Raw genomic sequence first — 19868 nt, forward strand, 5'->3', positions numbered from 1 at the left:
TCCCCTCCCCCGTCACCGAACCGATATTATAACAATTGGAGATCCTGCCATAATAGCTAGAGCCACACACGCCGCCGACATAGGACTCCTCCCCCGTCTCCTTCGTCTCCCCCGTCACCGAACCGGCATTATAGCTATTGGAGATCGAGCCACCAGAGCTATAGCCACACACGCCGCCGACATAGTAGACATACTGTCCTGTCGTCCCCTTCACATAACTATCCTCCACCCCAACATTCTCTATCTTACCGTCTTCGCCAAGATAACCGAACAGGCCTAGATAAGTACTTTCGTTATTATCATCAAGAATATAAACCCCCGACACCTTTTTACCATTCCCATCAAAGGTTCCTTTAAAAGGTTTCTCATCGTCTTTCCCTATCGGCGTCCAAGGATGAAACTCGGTTCTACCGCCTTTCAACTCCCCAACTCCATCCAACACGCCCACATTAAGAACAATATCATTTTGCAATATAACCGTCTTGTCTGCAAAATTGTCCCCAGCATTCACCAAATCCGCCAATTTAGCCAGTTCCGCTGCGGTAGAAATATGATAGACATTTCCATCCTCATCAACCGGCTCCAAGTTCCCAGCCACCTCTCCATTCCACACTCCGTCTTGCCCCCAAACGGCGCAAACCATCATCACCAATATATTCAATACAAGTATCAGTTTTCTCATTTTATGCTATTCGTTTTATCGTTTCATTTTATAGTTTCAATGCTCTAAAGGGCAGGAACTAGTCTTTAAAGGACTATGATAATTACTGTTTCTTTATGGAGATGATATCGGATTTAATAAACTAATATATTGATATATTAATATTAATTCACCTTTCAGGAAGATGGCAGATTATTTTTTCAGTTGATGTAACGTCTCATAATTCAATGCATACACCAGTTATTTTCTGCTTTAAAAATTTTTCAATTAAATATTTTTCGTTTATCTTTATATGGAATTGGAAGGCTGTTTTTCGGTAACATACAGACGGATTCTCACTCGTATTTCGGTCGGAAATACCGGCGAAGCAAATACCTGTTATCTACCTGTTTGTTATTGTTTATTTTGTATTAGAAAACAGGCTTACTTTTCAAGGCATAGCTTAAAGGAAAAAGAAAATGACGTAGTCCTTTAAAGACTAGTTCCCCCCTTCCCCCTCCCCAGCTCCTACCCCTTGATTTTCCTCTCCGGAAAATCGATATACATTTGTCGTCACGTTTTTATTGATCAAACACGTAGATTTATTACTTAACAAAACAAACAACCACCCGATACCGGCATGGTTATCCCGTCCGAACGGCATGCTTAACCCACCGTAACGACACAGGCAAGCTACCCTGGTGATACTACCATGTCAGCCCCGCCCACGCAAGGGAAACCACCCATCGGGATAATTCATAAAAAACACAATAACCATAGGTAGTCCTCTCTTCCCACAATATAAAAAAATCATGAGAAAAAAAAGTATTTGCAACCGAAGACTCATCCAGTCCTTCACAACCTATCGACGCTTTTTAAGTACATACACCGACCGCGGCGCACTGCTGCACGAAACCGCCCTCTTCCTGCTCAAAACCAAACCGTTGAGCGAGCAGGAAGAAGCCATCAAAAGAAACCTTTCGACCGGTTTTTACGGATCGCTTTGAAAACAAGGCGTTTAACCTCCTGAAAACAGGGAAGACGACCTTTCGGATACCGGCGTTATATTTGTTAAAAATTTTAGAAAAACATCTTGCTCTCTTATATATATTCTTATATAATAATGAAAAGCGTCTCAAAGATCGTCTCACGATTGTCTCCGAAGCCCGTTTTTCGACTTTGTAAAAGACTGATATATAAACCGATAGAAAGAGAAAAGACCGTCCGGAGATTGTCTTAAAGATCGTCTACTAATATTTGTTAACAGCAACTTTAAAACCATATCGTTATGCAAAACATGAACAACAAAAAAACCGACCTGTTTCTGAGAGGGATGATTGACCTGGAGATACTAATATCGCCTTCTGCCCTGCTCCGCCATCGTATCCAGAGTGACAGAGCAAGACAGAAAGAAATAGTATTATTTATAGATTTTGGCAGCATACCCTCCGCCCGGAGCCATCTTGATCTTCAACTTACGATCAGCCGGGACAGGTATGATCTCTTTTTTGTAATCGCTGGCAGCACGGTCGGCATTGATACCATCCTTGAAAAGTTCCAGCTTATAATCGCCGTCACCCAGGAAAGAAAGATCCAGCTCCAGTTCACGCGGTTCCCAGTTGGTGAGAGCACCTACGTACCAGTTGTCGCCATGTTTGCGAGCCATTGCTATATATTCGGACACTTTTGCATCGAGCACCTGGGTTTCTTCCCATACGGTGGGGATAGCTGCTATAAATTCCGTACATTCCTTTTCACGCATATAATTCGTCGGATTGTCGCACAGCATATTCAGGGGCGATTCGAAGATCACATAAGTAGCCAACTGGCGGCAACGTGTCCCCTGGCTCATCGGTTCGGAATAAACCGGACGGTAGTTCTGACGGATCGCATTGCGCATAGCTCCTTGTGTATAATCTACCGGACCGGCCACCATACGGATGAACGGGAAAGTCACATCATAAGTAACCATATCATACGATTCGGGCGACCACTTCAATTGTTCCAGGCCGTTCACACCCTCATAATTGATCACGTTCGGATAGGTGCGCTGCAATCCGGTCGGTTTACAGATTCCATGGTAGTCGACCAGCATATTATAGCGGGCACAAGTCTCTGCTCCACGATACAGGAAGTCTATTATTTCCTGATCGTCGCGATCCATAAAGTCTACCTTGAAACCTTTCACTCCCATATCGGCATAATGTTTCACCACATTTTCCATATCCCGGTCGAAGGCATAATAACCGGCCCACAGGATAATATCCACATTCTTCGATTTTGCATACGATACGATCTCCTTCAAGTCGATTTCCGGGATCACCTGCAATAAATCAGCTTTCAGGTTTACAGCCCATCCTTCATCGAGGATCACATATTCGATGCCATGGTCGGCTGCGAAATCGATATAATATTTATACGTTTCGTTATTGATACCGGCACGGAAATCGACTCCGGAAATATTCCAGTCGTTCCACCAATCCCAGGCAACCTTACCCGGTTTGATCCAGGAGATATCCTTTATACGGGAGGGAGCTGCCAGGCGATATACCATATCGCAATCGGCCAACTGCTTGTCGTTTTCCGAAACAACGAACACACGCCAGGGGAAAGAACGGTTTCCTTTTGTCTTGGCTATATAATTCTCGCGTTCCTTGACCAGCATCTGCAATTGGTTATGTCCGCCTTGCTGTTTCACCTTCGGATACGGGGCATGGACTGATTTCAGGGAAGGCTTATCTGTCGTGTTATTCAGGAACATACCCGGATAGCTTTCGAGGTCGGCCTCTGTGATACAAACCTTCTTTCCGTTTCCGAGATCGACCAGGAACGGCAGGATCATCAGGCGCTTGTCGTTCAGCTTGGTGATCGGTTCGTTATAATAAGGTTGCTCAAATGAATTGGAGAACTGTTCTTCGAAAGTCGGCTTGGTGGTGTTCACATAAGCGGCGAAGGTCTTGTGGTCGGTAGAGAAGTTATAGGATGCTTCTTCATCTTTCACGATCATATCTCCTTTTTTCTTCGTCACGAAACGATAGGCCATACCGTCATTATACAGGCGGAACACGATACTGTAATCGCCACGGAAAGCGATCGTCATCTCATTATATATATCGCTTACTTCCGATTTCTTATATAACGGCGACGGGATCGACTTATCGACGGAACCTTTCGTCACTTTCGAAACTTTAGGGCTGTTACCTCCCAACACTTCGCCGGTCTGTAAGGTCATGGATATGGCAGAAGGAGCCAGCACCTCCGTCCCGTCATGGTTCAACGAGAACTCTACATTATCTCCAACTGTCACAACAGTGTGCAGTTTCCTGTCGGGCGACTGCAACTGATAACTTTTCTGAGCCAATAAAGGCATGCTTCCCAACAACAGGAAAGTAAGCAATACTTGTGCTTTCATGGTATCTGAATTTTTGTTTTTAACTGAGGCAAATATACGTGAATAAACGAAAACAAAAATTCTAATATTGTACTATCTTTGTCAATATTGTATCAAAAAGCATTGCAAACAAATAGATCGACCTATGAAAAGACTGTTGAGTATCTTTATTCTATGTATGGTATGCCTCTCTGCCGGGGCAGAATGGAAATGGCAGAATCCGATGGACGCAGGTTTCCCTGTGATCCAGAACCAGGGCTGGCCCGGTGAGATCGGACAGACCTATGTACGCCTACCCGACCGGGCAAAGGGCGAAGTCAGGGAACCGGTTTGGAACCTCTCCCGCAACTCAGCCGGACTGGCTATTCATTTTTATTGCAACTCCCCCCAGATAACCGTACGTTACCAGGTAAGCGGTGGGTATGCTATGCCGCACATGCAATCGACCGGCGTATCGGGTCTCGACCTGTATAGCATCGACAGCGAGGGCAAGTGGAGTTTCTGTTTCGGTAACTACTCATTCGGAGATACGATCCGATACAGCTATACGAACCTGGGACAAGACAAGTTCCATAACCGCGGGTTTGAATACAGACTCTACTTACCTTTATATAATAGTATCAAGTGGATGGAGATCGGCACACCGGAAGGAACCGAACTGACTTTCATTCCCCAATCGCCGGAGAAGCCGATCGTTCTTTACGGTACTTCCATCGCACAGGGCGCTTGCTCCTCACGTCCGGCTATGGCGTGGGCGAACATCCTGCAACGTTCGCTGGATTATCCGTTGGTCAATCTGGGATTTTCAGGTAACGGGCAACTCGAAAAAGCAGTCCTGAACTACATCGTTGAGCAGGATGCCCGCCTCTACATCCTGGATTGCCTGCCCAACTTCACACAAAAAACCAATGAAGAAGTAACCGCCCTGGTAATTGCCGCCGTCAAACAAATCCGGGAAAAACGAAACGCTCCCATCCTCCTGGTAGAACATGCCGGATACAGCAACGCTCCCAGCAACCGAGGACAATACGAATTATATACCCGCCTGAACGCCGCTTCACGCAAAGGATACGAAGCCTTGTTGCAAGCCGGTGTCAAAGACCTGTATTACCTGACACATGAAGAATTGAACTATCCGCCCGATGCCTGGGTTGACTACGTACACCCTTCTGACCTCGGAGCCACCTACCAGGCGACAGCCGTTGAAAAGAAAGTACGCGACATCCTCCGGCTGCCGGTAGGTGACAGCCCGACGACCCAGCCTGTCACTCAACGTCGCGAACCGAACAATTACGAATGGCAGACCCGCCATCGCGACATATTGAAGCATATCGAGCAAAACCCGCCCAAAGCCGTCATCCTCGGCAACTCGATCACTCATTTCTGGGGAGGAGAACCGGCTGGACCGAGAAGCAGCGGCGCGAAAAGCTGGAAGAAGATCATGGAACCGGCCGGATTCCAGAATCTGGGATACGGTTACGACCGTATAGAAAACGTACTTTGGCGCATCTACCACGGTGAGTTGGATGGATATGAAGCGGATAAAGTTGTCCTGATGATCGGAACGAACAATATGGGAATCAGCCCGGACAATGATATTGTAGAAGGTCTGCGTTTCCTCATCACAGCTATCCGTAACCGCCAACCGAAAGCGACGGTCAAAGTGATCGGTATCCTTCCCCGCCGGGAACACGAGGATTGGGTGAAAAACATCAACCAGCAAATCCGCACAATGGCGAACGAGGAAAACTGCCTGTTCAGCGATGCCGGAACCACCTTGCTCCTGCCCACCGGCAAGATCGACGAATCGCTTTTCAACGACGGCCTGCATCCGAACGAGAAAGGGTATCAGTTAATAGCTAAAACAATAGCCGAGTAATACTCAGCTATTGTTTTAACGACTTACGCACCAGCCAGTAAGAGACTGACAACGTGCAAATCTCAGCGATCGGTATATCATACCAGATGGCGTCGATACCGAATACAGCGGGGAGGACAAGTATGCCGATTCCTACGAATATGAGTCCTCTCAAAGCTGATATAATGATCGAAATCTTCGCATTCCCGATAGCCGTAAAATAGCTGGATGCCAGGATATTCAGACCGCACAACAAAAAGGCAAAGCAATAGATCGAGACACCCCGCGACGCAATAGCAAAGGCCTCGCTGCTGTGATCGTTGAAAAACAATCCGATAATCTGTTCGCCGAACAATAACAATACCAGGAACAAACCGATCCCGATCGCGGAATTAACCCGCACGGCAAGTCCCAGGATCGACTTGATACGTTCCTGCTTCTTCGCCCCGTAGTTATATCCTATAATAGGTATGATACCATCCGATATCCCCAGGAATATGGTGGTTCCGATAAACAGGATATAATTGATTGCCGTAAACGCCGCCACCCCACTTTCACCCAGATACTTCATCATCGTGATATTGAAGAGGAAAACGGTAATTGCTACCGACAGTTCAGACATACCCTCCGACGACCCGTTATAGAAAGCATTCCATACCAGCCGCCAATTGTAGCGTCCACGTTGGACGGCAACGACTTCGTGACGCGAAAACAACCGGGGCACATTCAGGCAAGCACCGATCGTAAAGGCAATACCGGTCGCCAGTCCGGCTCCCATCACGCCCCAACCCAATACGGCAACGAACACGAGGTCGAGAATAATATTCAGGATCACGGTCGTCCCCATGACCGAAGTCGCATACAAGGGATGCCCCATCGCCTTAATGATATAGTCGCCGAAGAACATCGTACACAAAAACGGGAAGAAAGGGACCAATGCCCGGATATATCCTACGGCATCCCCCTGCAACACTGCATTCGCCCCCAGGAAAGAAGCGATCTCTCCCGCAAATAAATAAATCAACAGGCTCACCGCCAAAGACATGGTAATCAGGAACAGGAATACCGAACGCAACGCGTTGTTCGCTTCCTGCTTATCACCTTTTCCCAGACTGATACTGACAATCGTCTGTCCCCCGATGCCCATCACGATGGCAAACGCCGAGATCAAACTATAACACGGTAAGATCAGATTCACACTAGCCAGCGCATTAGCGCCCACAAACCGTCCGAGCACAATCCCGTCAATTACGGACTGGATACCCAGAAATAATAGTCCCGCCACGCCGGGAAGTGCATACTTTGTAAATAACCGGGGAATCTCACCTGTCAACAATAACCTCTCTCTTTCCTGGCGGAAGAGAGCTTTTTCCTTACTCATAAAACAACTTGCTTTTGGTTCCGGCTGCAAAGGTAAGGAGGTCTTTTCAGAGAAAAATTACCATAAGATAATTTCGGTCTGCTCTTTTTATTTAGAAGAGGAACGGATACGGCTCAACGATTGCGGCGTGATCTGCAGGTAGGAAGCGATATGTTTCAACGGCACTCGCTGGAACAGATCCGGGCGCGAGTGCATCAGACTCTCGTATTGTTCGCGGGCATCACTCCAACTGTCGTTGATAAAATAGTTCTCATATTCCCGCAGGTAATAGTCGAGCAGCTTCAATCCCCAGATAGCGATATCGTGCGACTGTTCGAAAAGTTTGTCCAGTTTCGTGGCAGGGATGCGGAACAGGACGGTATCCTCCACCATCTCCACGTTATAGACCGAGATGTCGCGGTAAACGAAATTGATCATTTCGCCGTCGCTGGCAAACCATAAGGTGATATCTTTCGTATCCAGTTCGACATATGCCCGGACCAATCCCTCTTTGACGAACCAGACAAACGGGTCGCGGTCGCCTTCCCTCGTCGAAAGTTCTCCTTTCGAGAAAGCCACCTCCTCCATCTCGTCGACCAGCAACCGGATCGCTTCGTCGGACATGGGATAAACCGCCCGCTGTTGTTCTATGAATTTATCCATGCTGTTTTTGTAACAAGTCCAATAACAGGGTCAACGCAGCATCCGCCGCCGCCTGTATATTTTCCGCCCTGACCGTTCCGAAATGAAAACAATGTGAGACGATTTCACCTTTCAGGGCTGCGGCGATCCAAACCGTGCCGACCGGTTTTTCCGGGGTTCCTCCGCCGGGTCCTGCAATACCGGAAGTCGCTACAGCACAGTCGCATCCGAGGGTACGGATCGCTCCCTGCGCCATCTGTTCCACCACTTCGCGGCTGACGGCCCCATGCTGGCGAAGACTTTCTTCCGAAACACCCAATACATGCTGTTTCACTTCGTTGCTGTAAGAGACAACTCCCCCGACAAAATAATCGGAGCTACCTGCCACCAGCGTAATCATATTGGCTATCCGGCCCCCCGTGCAGCTTTCCGCCGTCCCCATCGACAACTTCTTCGTTCGAAGAAGTTTGCCTAATTGTTCGCTTATTGAATTCATATTGTTTTTATCTAATTGAATGTTACTTTTCTCTTGAAAGAAAAGTAACCAAAAGTTCAAGGCTACACCTGCCTCGCTACTCCGCATCCTACGTTCGCTGTCGTCTGTGAACTCGCTTCGCTCAAACAGCACAGCCTCCGGGCGCTCTCTCCGGCTGCTGCGCTTTACGCTCACCAGCTGAGGCCTGACATAGGAAGCAAAGCTTCCTCTTAGGATTGCCGATACCGCCTGTTTTAAAGGTGTCGGTATCGGCAATCCCCAAAGAGCGCAAAGCGCTCTCTGAAAGGCCTCAGCGGATGAGCGTCCGCGAAGGGGGAAGACGAAGCGGCCCGGAAAAATCCGCTGTCTGAGCGTAGCGAGTTTCGGATTTTTCAAGCGTAGTCTTTCACCATAGCAGCGAAGCCGGTGCAGCCTTGATCTTTTGATTACTTTTGGATCAAGCCAAAAGTAATTTAAATAACCACCCGTGAGAACGGAACAGCGTCCATCGGACAAAAATCCTTATCGAGGAATTTATAATAACCAGTGATGGCAACCATCGCCGCGTTGTCTGTTGTAAACGCGAACTTCGGGATATGCACTTTCCAGCCATACCGCTTCGCATGGTCGAGGAAGGCATCGCGCAAACCGGAGTTTGCCGAAACACCGCCGGCCACCGCCACCTCTTTTATATTCAGGTCTTTCGCTGCCTTGCGCAACTTATCCATCAGGATATCGATCACTGTCGACTGAAGGGAGGCACAAAGGTCACGTTTATTATTTTCGATGAAGTCCGGATCTTCCTGTAGTTTATCCCTCAAGGTGTAGAGGAAAGAAGTCTTCAGTCCGCTGAAGCTATAATCGTACCCCGGAATATGCGGTTTGCTGAAAGTAAAGGCTTTCGGATTTCCTTCGTTGGCCAAGCGGTTCACCACCGGACCACCCGGATAACCCAGTCCCATCACCTTCGCACATTTGTCGAAGGCTTCGCCCGCTGCGTCGTCTATCGTCTGCCCTATCACCTCCATGTCGTTATAAGCATTTACTTTGATGATCTGCGAGTTACCGCCCGATACCAGCAAACACAGGAACGGGAACGAGGGAGCATGATCGTCTTCCGGCGTTTCCTTGATAAAGTGAGCCAGTACATGCGCCTGCAAATGGTTGATCTCGATCATCGGGATGTCCAAAGATGCGGCAAACCCTTTGGCAAAGGAGGTACCGACCAGCAGGGATCCCATCAACCCCGGCCCGCGTGTGAACGCAACGGCGCTCAGTTCCGACTTATCGATACCTGCACGCTTGATAGCCTCTGCGACCACCGGGATGATATTCTGCTGGTGTGCGCGTGAAGCCAGCTCGGGAACCACGCCACCATATGCTTCGTGAACCGCCTGACTGGCTATCACATTCGACAGCATCACGCCGTCGCGTATTACGGAAGAGGAAGTATCATCACAGGATGATTCTATCCCCAATATTGTTACACTCATACTCTTCTCTCGTTTTTTTGTGCAAATTTAATGAATTCTATCGCGATATTGTTGTAGATTTGTGCTTAAAATATAGTAAAGATATCAGAGGACTCAAATACATAATCATTACCCTACTTACTCTGCTCTGGATATTCTATGCAATGCCCTTCATATTGTTGAAGATACCGTACGTTCAACGCCAGGTTTCCGACATTGCATCGACCGAATTATCCAGTCACCTTGGTGTGCCTGTTAAGATAGGAAATGTCAGTATCGAGTGGTTCAACCGGGTGGTTCTCGACAACTTATACCTCGAAGACCAGGATGGAAAAACATTATTCGAAGCGAACCATGTGGCGGCAGGCTTCGAAGCCCTTCCCTTGCTGAAAGGCAAATTCGTATTCTCGACCGTGCGTCTGTTCGGTTTCTCGGTCAATCTGAAAAAGAAGACGCCCGAGAGTCCGCTGAACCTTCAGTTCGTCCTGGATGCTTTCGCCAGCAGGGATACTTTGAAGAAGAACCCGAATATCGACTTGCGTTTCAACTCGATCCTGATTCGGCGTGGGAATTTCCGTTTTGACGTGGAAAGTGCCGACTCTACCCCCGGCAAGTTTAATGCCAAACATGTAGACATCAAGAACCTGAGTGCGAAAATATCCCTGAAAGCCTTCAACAAGGACAGCCTGAACGCCAACATCAAAAAGATGAGTTTCAACGAGGCTTCCGGTTTTGAGCTAGACAAACTTTCGATGAATATCATCAGCAACCGCGACAGTGCTTTCATCAACAACTTCGAAATAAAATTACCGCAAACGGATTTGAAAATCAGCCGGGCACAAATCGGTATGCACGAAATTGAGAATGTCACCCAGTTGTTGAACCAGGCTCCGCTGGAACTAAACATTTCTCCTTCACAGATATGCCTGAAGGATTTGTCGCCTTTCGTCCCTGCCTTCCAGAATTTTACGGAAACGATCGAACTTTCGGCCGAAGCATCCGGATACATCAACAATATCGACCTGAAACGGTTGACATTACGGTACAGCGACAAAATGCTTTTCGTCGGAAAAATGGAACTGAAAGGTATCTCCCACCCCGAAGAGGCTTACATCTTCGGACAGGTTAACAAGATGTATATCACGACCGACGGTATAGCCGGGCTGGTGAATAACTTCAATAAAAAGCCGGTCATACTGCCTGATCCGATCGTCAAACTCGGAACGGTAAACTTTACCGGTGAGATCTCCGGCTTCTTCGATAACCTGGTTGCTTTCGGAAAGTTCTCGTCGGCCATCGGTTCGGTGCAAACGGATATGATATTCGGTAGCGACAAGGAAAACGGTATCACGGCTTACCTGAAAGGACATGTTTCGACCCCCGGACTGCAACTGAATGAATTATTTGGCGAAGGCAACCCGTACGGAAAAACAAAGCTCAGTATCTCGCTCGATGCCAAACGGCATGAACACAGCGGTTTCTTCGGGAATATCAAGGCAAATATCGACGAAGTTGAATATAGGAAGTATACTTATACGGACATCCAGCTTTCCGGTAACTTCAAAAAGAACAGCTTCGACGGAATGGTTCAGGTGAACGACCCGAACGGCAAACTCTATGCCGAAGGAATGTTCAGGCACGAAGGACAAAACTCGATGTTCAATTTCACGGCCAACCTCCAGCATTTCCGCCCGGACAGCCTGAACCTGATCGACAAATACGAATCGCCTGACATCTCTTTATCGCTGAACGCCGACTTTACCGGTAACAACATCGACAACCTGGAAGGTAACATTTCGATAGACAGCCTCTCGTTTAAAACCGCTCCGAGCAGCTTCTTCCTGAAAAAGCTGCTGGTGACTGCCTCCGGACATTCGCTGGACCGCCACCTGACCATCTCTTCGGATATCCTGAACGGGGAAATAACCGGCGCCTATTCGTTCAAAACAATCGTGCCGAGCTTTATGAATACTTTCAAAGGGTATATACCGGCACTGATCAACGTTACCCAGAAAAAGCAGAAAGTGGAAGAAAACAATTTCTCCCTGTTGCTTACTGTCGAGAACACCGACAGTATCTCGCAGACGCTTAAGTTGCCTTTCACAATGGTCAGCCAGGGACGAATCACCGGACATTATAACAACTTGTACAACAAATTCCGTTTCGAAGCTTTCCTGCCCAAGTTCAAACTGGGCAATTCGATGTTCGAATCCGGCTACCTGACCTGCGACAATCCCACAGAAAATATAAGCCTGCAACTCAAAGCGATCAATTATAACCAGAAGGGGACCCGCAACTATCTCGACCTGAAAGCCGACGCAAAAGATAACCGGATCAATACCCTGATCGGCTGGGCCAACAACAAAGAAAAAGAATTCAGGGCCGAACTATCCGCTTCCACCCTCTTCACGGAAGAAGAGCATGAAAAGGGACCTGCCACCTTAAGGACGAATATATCCCTGAACGAGAGCCCGTTGGTCCTCAACGATTCGATCTGGAAGATCAACCCTTCGGAAATAACCATCGCCGATGGCAGGATAGATATCGACAACTTCAAGGTATCGAACGAGCAACAATACCTGCGACTGGACGGAAGCATTTCCAAAAACCCGACAGACACCTTGCTGATGGACTTGAAAGAGGTTGAACTCAGCTATATTTTCGACATACTGAATATCCCCGTCCTGCAATTCGCCGGAAAAGCCACAGGTACGTTTAATATATGCGACCTGTACGGTAGCCGTATGTTGAACACCGACCTGGAAATAAAAGACTTCTCCTTCAACCAGGTAGGACTCGGCCGCCTGAACCTGTTCAGCGAATGGGATGACGAACAACAGGGTATCCTGATGCTCGGCAGCATCTATAAGAACGATACAACGTGGACCGACGTGAGCGGGTATATATTCCCGGTCGGAAAAAATGCCGGCCTATCCTTGTTCTTCGACGCGAACGACCTCAACATCGCTTTCCTCCATCCTTTTGTCGACAAAGTAGCCAAGAACATTCAGGGACGCGGGTTCGGAAGTGTCCACCTGCATGGCCCCTTCAAAGCGCTTACAGTCGAGGGAGACGCTTATGTGGAAGACGGTGGCCTGGGAATAGAATACACCAATACGTACTATACATTCTCCGACTCTATCCATATGGATGCAGGCTCCATCAATATGCGGGATCTGAAAGTGAACGATAAGTTCGGTAATCCGGGTATCGTCAATATGCATGTCTACCATGACCATTTCAAGGATGTCAGCTTCGACGTGAATGTCAAGACAAACAACATGCTGGTGTTCAACGCTACCCGTAAACTCAATCCGCTGATCTATGGAACAGTGTTCGGTAGCGGAACCGCTTCTATCAAAGGAAACGACAAATTGATCAACTTCGATATCAATATGCGTAACGATCCTAAAACGGCTGTTACGCTCGACTTCATGAACAATACATCGGCAGCCGATTACGACTTCATCACCTTTGTCGACAAAAAGAAATTACAGGAGTCGGTAGCAAACAGCACACTCCCGCACGACTCGCTGAGGATCGCCTCAAACATCGAAGATGAAGGTGCCGAACTACGTATGAACTTCCTGCTCGACATAAACCCTGAGGCTGATATCGAACTGATCATGGACCCGATAGCCGGCGATAAGATCACCGGTAATTGCAGCGGAAGTATGCAGATAGAATACGGAACAAAGACCGACCTGCGTATGTATGGCAATATGGGTATCGTCAGCGGTAACTATAACTTTAGCCTGCAACAGATCATACACAAAGACTTTAAGATACGCGAAGGCAGTTCGATCGACTTCCGCGGTGATCCTTTCGATGCCACGATGCACGTTAATGCCATCTATAACCTGACTGCCAACCTGCGTGACCTGGATGAAGGTCTTGCCCAGCAAAGTGCGCGAACCAATGTCCCGGTAAACTGCGTGCTTAACCTCGATGGTATGTTACGTAACCCGGGTATCTCGTTTGACCTGGAACTGCCCGGCTCCAACGAAGAGATAGAACGGCAAATGAAATCGCTGATCGACACCGAAGATATGATGACACGCCAGATCATCTACCTACTTGTTCTGAATAAGTTTAATACTCCCGAATATAGCCAGAACGCCTATCGTTCAAATGATTTCAGTGCCGTGGCTTCTTCTGCGATATCTTCCCAGATATCCAGTATACTGAATAGCCTGACCGACAAAGTACAAATCGGTACTAATATCCGTACGAGTGAAGATGGCATACAAGATACTGAAGTTGAAATGTTGCTGTCCAGCCAGCTATTGGATAATCGTCTACTGCTTAACGGTAGCTTCGGTTATAAAAACAGAACTACCGAAAGCACGCAAAAGAACGACTTCATCGGAGAATTCGACCTGGAATATAAACTGACTAAGAATGGGGAAATCCGCTTGAAGGCTTATAATCATTCGAATGATATGTACCGGTATCTGAAACAGTCGCTGACTACTCAGGGCGTAGGTATCATGTTTAAGAAAGATTTCACACACCTGTCTGAATTCTTCCGTAGAAGGAAAATACTTCCACTAACCCCGCTCGCTCCCGCCAATACGGATACAATCCCTCCGATGCGGATGGATACTACTACGACAGCAACTCCTTAACTGCTGAATAATAAACAGTAAGGTTGCTGCTTTTGATCACCTTTTTCCGCAAACGCTTTTCGGCATCCGGCAATAGGTAATCCCAAAGTGTCTTTAGTTTTGCCAGTATCTGATGATCTCCCCCTTCCAGGCGCAAGCTATATTGCTCAGCCAACAGGCGGTGGAAGTCGGCCAACCGGGTCTGTTTTTCTGTGGCCGATAAAGTTTTGCCGTTTGCATATTCCGCGGCCAGCCAGGGGTGAGATAACAATCCCCGTCCCAGCATGACTCCTTTCAGCGCTGGAAAACGATCGGTTATCGAGTGAATATCTTCCAGACTACCCAGGTCGCCGTTATAAAAGAGTGGCAATGTACATGCTTCATAGAAACGGGAAAATCCATCCATATCCACCGTTCCTTTATACTGTTGCAATCCGATTCGGGGATGCAAAGTGACATGTGCCAGGGGAAGAGAGTTAATAAAAGGCAAGAGGGCCAGAGACTCATCCGGTTGTTCCCATCCCAAACGGAGTTTCAGGGAAAAGCTTATCTCCGGAAATTCGCGGATCGTATCCAACAAAGCTACAGCCTCTTCCTTGTATGGTAATATCCCGGCTCCACGATGTAACCGGGCTTGCATAGGAAACGGACAACCCATATTTATATCTACCTGCCTGTAACCTTTCTCCCGGAAGAATGCAGCAATGCGACGGAACTCATCGGGTGTGGCAGCTATCAGTTGGGGAATGACCGGAACATCCTGGTTATGCTCGGGGGCTATGTCACGCAATTCTTTGTTACGGAACCCCTCTTTTTCCAGACGGACAAAAGGGGTGTAATAGTTCTCCACACCGCCGAAGATACGGCTATGAGCTTCCCGGTACACGGCATCGGTATAGCCTTGCAACGGGGCAAAATGTATTTTATAATCCATCAGGGGAATAGTTCTGAAAATAATGTATGCAGTTGTGCTTTCGCCTTTTCAAAGTCTTGCTTGCCACCCAGCTCCTTCTCCAGAGAGGTAACGCCCTTATCCGTAAAGCCGCAAGGGTTGATCAGGGAAAAATAGCTCAGGTCAGTATTGATATTCAGGGCAAAACCGTGCATCGTGACATACCGGCTACTTTTTACTCCGATAGCACATATCTTACGGGCGTGGCCTTTCACTTCCGGCTCTATCCAGACTCCGGTTGCACCTTCCAACCGCTCTCCTTTGATCCCGTAAAGGGCCAGAAAGCAGATAATGACCTCTTCCAGGGTATGGATATACTGTTTCAACCCCAACTGCCAGTGTTCCAGATCGAAGACCGGATATCCCGTGATTTGTCCGGGTCCGTGATACGTTATATCGCCACCCCGGTTCGTATGAAAGAAGGATACTCCCTGGCGCTGCAACAGCTCCACAGGGATCAATAGGTTTGAGTCTTTCCCGCTCTTCCCGATCGTCAACACCGGCTGATGTTCACAGAAGAAGAGTTTATTCTCTCCCTGTCCGCCCCAAACCTTGGCATGAAGCAATGCCTCAAACGCTTCCGTCTGAACGGTTAAAGCTTCGGTGTAATCGATATGTCCGAGGTCGTGATAAGTGAAGCTCTCCATTTCTTTCTCTTTTTAATTTTACCGTTTTTGTTTTCGATCTCTCCCGCTCCGTAGCCCATCTGGATCTTTATCAGTTTTCCCATCAGGGAAAGGATCTGTCCCTGCCGCTTCAACAGGTAGGGAGAAGGCTTGCCTGAATTAAATTTCCGCGGATTGGGTAGTGAAGCGGCGATCAGCGCTGCTTCACCAGCACTCAGCTTCGAAGCCGGTTTCTTGAAATGAGCCTTTGCCACCGCCTCGGCCCCGTAGATACCATCCCCCATCTCTATGGAATTGAGATAGACTTCCATGATACGTTCTTTCCTCCATATCCACTCGATCAATAACGTGAAATAGGCCTCGATCCCCTTACGGATATAGCTTTTGGTCGGAAGAAGGAAAACGTTTTTGGCTGTCTGCTGCGAGATCGTGCTGGCACCACGTACGCGTTTTCCTTTCTCCGCCTCATCGCGGGCTTTCTGGATCTGTTCGATATCAAAACCGTTATGATCCAGAAAGAGGTTATCTTCCGAGGCAACTACTGCCTGAACCAACGGCTGGGCGATCTGTGATAACGGGACCCAGGTATGATCCAGTTTCCAGGGTTTGCCTTCCTTATACTGATCATACAGACGTGTCAGCATCAAAGGGGTATAGTAGACGGGAATGAATTTATAAGCCACCACCGCCAATATGCTTGATATAAACAGGAATATGAGAATATTCCTGCACCAAATTAAAATCCGCTTTATAAAAGGCATATTATATAGTCTCTATTAAACGGTGGCAAACTTACAAAAAAAGCGCTAGAATAGCATTATCTTTTCCAGTATTGCTCCATTTGTTCCAGTGTCTTCCCCTTTGTTTCGGGCACGAACTTCCAGATGAAAGCGGCAGCCAGGATACCCATCAGACCGTATATCCAGTAGGCCATACCGTGGTTGAATGTTTCGGTCAGGTACTGGTTTTTGTCGAGCATCGGGAAAGTCCAAGATACGAGGAAGTTGGCTATCCACTGTCCGGCTACGGCAATACTCATGACGGTAGAACGGATAGAGTTCGGGAAGATCTCCGCCAGCAAAACCCAACAAACAGGTCCCCACGACATGGCAAACCCAGCTGTATAAACCAGCATGCAGACCAGCGAACCGACGCCCACCGAGTGCGTATAGAAGGTAGTCCCCAGTATTATCATGGAAACAGCCATAATCAAAGCACCGATAATCATCAACGGACGGCGGCCGAACTTATCGACGGTAAAGATTGCCAATACGGTAAACGACAGATTTACTGCCCCTACAACGATCTGTTGCAGCAATGCGGCATCGGTAGCAGCTCCCATCGTCTTAAATATCTCCGGTGCGTAATAGAGTACCACGTTGATACCAACGAACTGTTGGAAGCCGGACAACAGGATACCTACCATAATGATAAGTACGCCATACGAACGGATCGGGAACACCAATGATACAAAGAAACTGCCGATCAAAGCAATCTCCAACGCACTTGTATTACCAGCCAGTTCCAATGCCCCGTAAGCCAACAGGAACAAAACCAGCCACGCTCCCATAAAACGGAAGTACGGACGCATGGAAGGAGCCTTTTCTTTGAAACTTTCCTTTATATCAACCAGCTCTTTCGCCGCTTCGTCTTTCCCCATCAGACGGTCGAGGATTGTCAATGCTTTCTCCGTCTTTCCACGCATCACCAGGTAACGGGGCGTTTCGGGCACGAACATCAACAAGGTAAAAAAGAATACCGCCGGAATAATTTCGGAAGCAAACATCCATCGCCAACCCACGGTATGCAGCCATGTGGCATCCCCTTGCAAGGCGATCGTGTAATTCACAAAATAAACGACCAGCATACCGAAGATGATAGCAAACTGGTTCCACGAAACCAGGTTACCGCGACGGTCAGCCGGAGCAACCTCAGCGATATACATCGGTGATACCATCGAAGCCAGACCGACCCCTATTCCACCCAGGATACGGTAAGCTACAAACAAATACATATAAGTATGATCCCCGCTTCCGGGCAATCCCAATCCGAATTCGGGCCATGCCGAGCCGATCGCCGAGAGCAGGAAAAGAATAGACGCCACAATCAATGTCGGCTTACGACCGTACCGCTGGCTGACCCAGCCGGCAAAAGAGGCTCCCAGGATACAACCGATCAGCGCACTGCTGACCACAAATCCTTCCAGCGAATTCGCCTGATCGAGAGGTAATCCGTAAGGTTCAATAAAGAATTTTCTTAGTGATTCTACTGTTCCGGAAATGACAGCCGTATCATATCCGAATAATAACCCTCCAAGGGTAGCAACGAGGGTAAGGCCAAAAATGTAACTATTGTTGTTTTTCATATCTATCAGACTAAGAAACAAAAAGTAACTTCTCCACTCCGGAGAAAGGTTCGGAGGTGTGCTATCATTTGGAAACACGTAATTATCACACGCCTCCTGCCTTTCTCCAAGAGAAGAGAAAGCTACTCTTTGTAACTAATTTTATATATATAAATTGAGAATCATTTCATATAATTCCTGCTTGCCACTGATTTGCTTCGGTTCGCCGTCACGAAGAGCGATCGTACGCAAGTCTTCCAAAGTCAGCTTGCCGTCTTCGAATGCTTTACCTTCGCCGTTGTCGAAACTGGCATAACGCTCAGTACGCATTTTCTTGTAATCGGAGTTTTCAAGGATGGCAGCAGCCGTTATCAGAGCACGGGCAAAGGCATCCATACCACCGATATGAGCCAGGAAGATATCATCCAGATCGGTTGAGTTACGGCGTGTCTTAGCATCGAAGTTTGTACCTCCGGTAGTCAGACCGCCACCTTGCAGGATAACCAACCATGCCTGGGTCAGTTCGTAGATATCCATCGGGAACTGGTCAGTATCCCAACCATTCTGGTAATCGCCGCGGTTGGCATCGATGCTGCACAACATACCGGCATCTACAGCAGCCTGCAATTCATGTTCGAACGTATGCCCGGCCAATGTAGCATGGTTCACTTCGATGTTCAGGGCGAAGTCTTTATCCAGGCCATAGTGACGCAGGAAGCCGATCACCGTTTCAGAATCTACGTCATACTGGTGCTTGGTAGGTTCCATCGGCTTCGGTTCGATCAGGAAAGTTCCTTTGAAACCATTCTTGCGACCATAGTCGCGTGCCATGGTAAGCATCATGGCCAGATGGTCTTTTTCACGTTTCATTTCGGTGTTCAACAGGCTCATATATCCTTCTCGTCCTCCCCAGAATACATAGTTTTCACCACCCAGGGCGATACAAGCGTCGATAGCGTTCTTGATCTGTGTTCCGGCATAAGCCAAAGTCGGGAAATATGGATTGGTTGCGGCGCCGTTCATATAACGTTTATGACCGAATACGTTTGCGGTAGACCACAACAGTTTTTTTCCGGTTGCCTGCTGAAGTCCCTTGGCATGACCGACCATCGTTTGGAGATCTTTTTCAAACTGAGCCAGCGTAGGTGCTTCGTCAACCACGTCGACATCATGGAAACAATAGTAAGGAATACTACACTTTGTCATAAATTCAAACGCAGCATCCATCTTGTATTTGGCACGGCTAATCGGATCGGCAGCAGCATTCCAAGGGAATGTTTTCGTACCACCGCCAAACTGGTCGCCTCCTTCGGCACAAAGGGTATGCCAGTAAGCCATTGCAAAACGAAGATGGTCTTTTAGTGTTTTACCCATTACCACCTTGTTTTCGTCATAATAATGAAACGCCATCGGGTTCTTTGACTCGCGTCCTTCAAACTGAATCTTTCCTATTCCAGGGAAGAATTCTTTTTCGCCTTTATAAAAGTTCATGAAATTAATA

General features: G+C 47.8%; 14 protein-coding genes. 3 read left to right on the forward strand and 11 right to left on the reverse strand.

Features of this window, described 5'->3' with window-relative positions:
* A partial coding sequence (locus BQ7394_RS14515) for a GLUG motif-containing protein (protein ID WP_317043290.1) occupies nucleotides 1-682 on the reverse strand: 682 nt, incomplete at its 3' end.
* 770 nt (nucleotides 683-1452) lie between these two features.
* On the opposite strand from BQ7394_RS14515, the gene BQ7394_RS14520 reads away from it, so the two are divergent.
* Nucleotides 1453-1647, forward strand: a complete 195-nt coding sequence (locus BQ7394_RS14520) for a hypothetical protein (RefSeq protein ID WP_075558090.1) — start codon at nucleotides 1453-1455, stop codon at nucleotides 1645-1647.
* A gap of 413 nt (nucleotides 1648-2060) precedes the next feature.
* Here the strand turns inward: BQ7394_RS14520 and BQ7394_RS14525 are convergent, their stop codons facing one another.
* Nucleotides 2061-4052 carry a glycoside hydrolase family 97 protein gene (locus tag BQ7394_RS14525; protein WP_075558091.1) on the reverse strand — a complete coding sequence of 664 codons (1992 nt, stop codon included), beginning with the start codon at nucleotides 4050-4052 and terminating at the stop codon, nucleotides 2061-2063.
* A gap of 124 nt (nucleotides 4053-4176) precedes the next feature.
* Between BQ7394_RS14525 and BQ7394_RS14530 the strand changes: the two genes are divergently transcribed.
* Complete coding sequence (locus BQ7394_RS14530; RefSeq protein WP_075558092.1) at nucleotides 4177-5910, forward strand: SGNH/GDSL hydrolase family protein; 1734 nt, start codon at nucleotides 4177-4179, stop codon at nucleotides 5908-5910.
* Nucleotides 5911-5917: 7 nt separating this feature from the next.
* On the opposite strand, the gene BQ7394_RS14535 is transcribed toward BQ7394_RS14530, so the two are convergent.
* The 4 genes from BQ7394_RS14535 to tsaD form a co-directional block, all read right to left on the reverse strand.
* Entirely contained in the window at nucleotides 5918-7270 is a 1353-nt protein-coding gene (locus BQ7394_RS14535) for an MATE family efflux transporter (protein ID WP_075558093.1), read from the reverse strand.
* Nucleotides 7271-7357: 87 nt separating this feature from the next.
* The gene (locus BQ7394_RS14540; protein WP_075558094.1) at nucleotides 7358-7912 is read right to left on the reverse strand and encodes a Crp/Fnr family transcriptional regulator; all 555 of its coding nucleotides are present in this window, start codon (nucleotides 7910-7912) and stop codon (nucleotides 7358-7360) included.
* Nucleotides 7905-8387, reverse strand: a complete 483-nt coding sequence (locus BQ7394_RS14545; RefSeq protein ID WP_075558095.1) for a CinA family protein — start codon at nucleotides 8385-8387, stop codon at nucleotides 7905-7907. Before BQ7394_RS14545 ends, BQ7394_RS14540 begins: the two co-directional genes overlap by 8 nt.
* Before the next feature lie 452 nt (nucleotides 8388-8839).
* Nucleotides 8840-9859, reverse strand: coding sequence for a tRNA (adenosine(37)-N6)-threonylcarbamoyltransferase complex transferase subunit TsaD (gene tsaD / locus BQ7394_RS14550; RefSeq protein WP_075558096.1), 1020 nt, complete (start codon nucleotides 9857-9859; stop codon nucleotides 8840-8842).
* Nucleotides 9860-10002: 143 nt separating this feature from the next.
* Here tsaD and BQ7394_RS14555 point away from each other — a divergent pair, with 143 nt between their 5' ends.
* Entirely contained in the window at nucleotides 10003-14466 is a 4464-nt protein-coding gene (locus BQ7394_RS14555) for a translocation/assembly module TamB domain-containing protein (protein ID WP_075558097.1), read from the forward strand.
* Here the strand turns inward: BQ7394_RS14555 and BQ7394_RS14560 are convergent.
* The 5 genes from BQ7394_RS14560 to xylA all read right to left on the reverse strand — a co-directional run bounded on the left by BQ7394_RS14560 (nucleotide 14447) and on the right by xylA (nucleotide 19858).
* On the reverse strand, nucleotides 14447-15379 hold the full coding sequence (locus BQ7394_RS14560) for a tRNA-dihydrouridine synthase family protein (RefSeq protein WP_075558098.1): 933 nt from the start codon (nucleotides 15377-15379) through the stop codon (nucleotides 14447-14449). The genes BQ7394_RS14555 and BQ7394_RS14560 overlap by 20 nt on opposite strands.
* Complete coding sequence (gene lipB / locus BQ7394_RS14565; RefSeq protein ID WP_075558099.1) at nucleotides 15379-16044, reverse strand: lipoyl(octanoyl) transferase LipB; 666 nt, start codon at nucleotides 16042-16044, stop codon at nucleotides 15379-15381. Before lipB ends, BQ7394_RS14560 begins: the two co-directional genes overlap by 1 nt.
* Nucleotides 15990-16784, reverse strand: a complete 795-nt coding sequence (mtgA, locus tag BQ7394_RS14570; protein ID WP_075558100.1) for a monofunctional biosynthetic peptidoglycan transglycosylase — start codon at nucleotides 16782-16784, stop codon at nucleotides 15990-15992. Before mtgA ends, lipB begins: the two co-directional genes overlap by 55 nt.
* Before the next feature lie 56 nt (nucleotides 16785-16840).
* Nucleotides 16841-18388 carry a D-xylose transporter XylE gene (gene xylE, locus BQ7394_RS14575; RefSeq protein WP_075558101.1) on the reverse strand — a complete coding sequence of 516 codons (1548 nt, stop codon included), beginning with the start codon at nucleotides 18386-18388 and terminating at the stop codon, nucleotides 16841-16843.
* 141 nt (nucleotides 18389-18529) lie between these two features.
* Entirely contained in the window at nucleotides 18530-19858 is a 1329-nt protein-coding gene (gene xylA, locus BQ7394_RS14580) for a xylose isomerase (RefSeq protein WP_075558102.1), read from the reverse strand.
* Nucleotides 19859-19868 lie beyond the last annotated feature (10 nt).

This window comes from Parabacteroides timonensis (genome assembly GCF_900128505.1).
Classification (GTDB): domain Bacteria; phylum Bacteroidota; class Bacteroidia; order Bacteroidales; family Tannerellaceae; genus Parabacteroides; species Parabacteroides timonensis.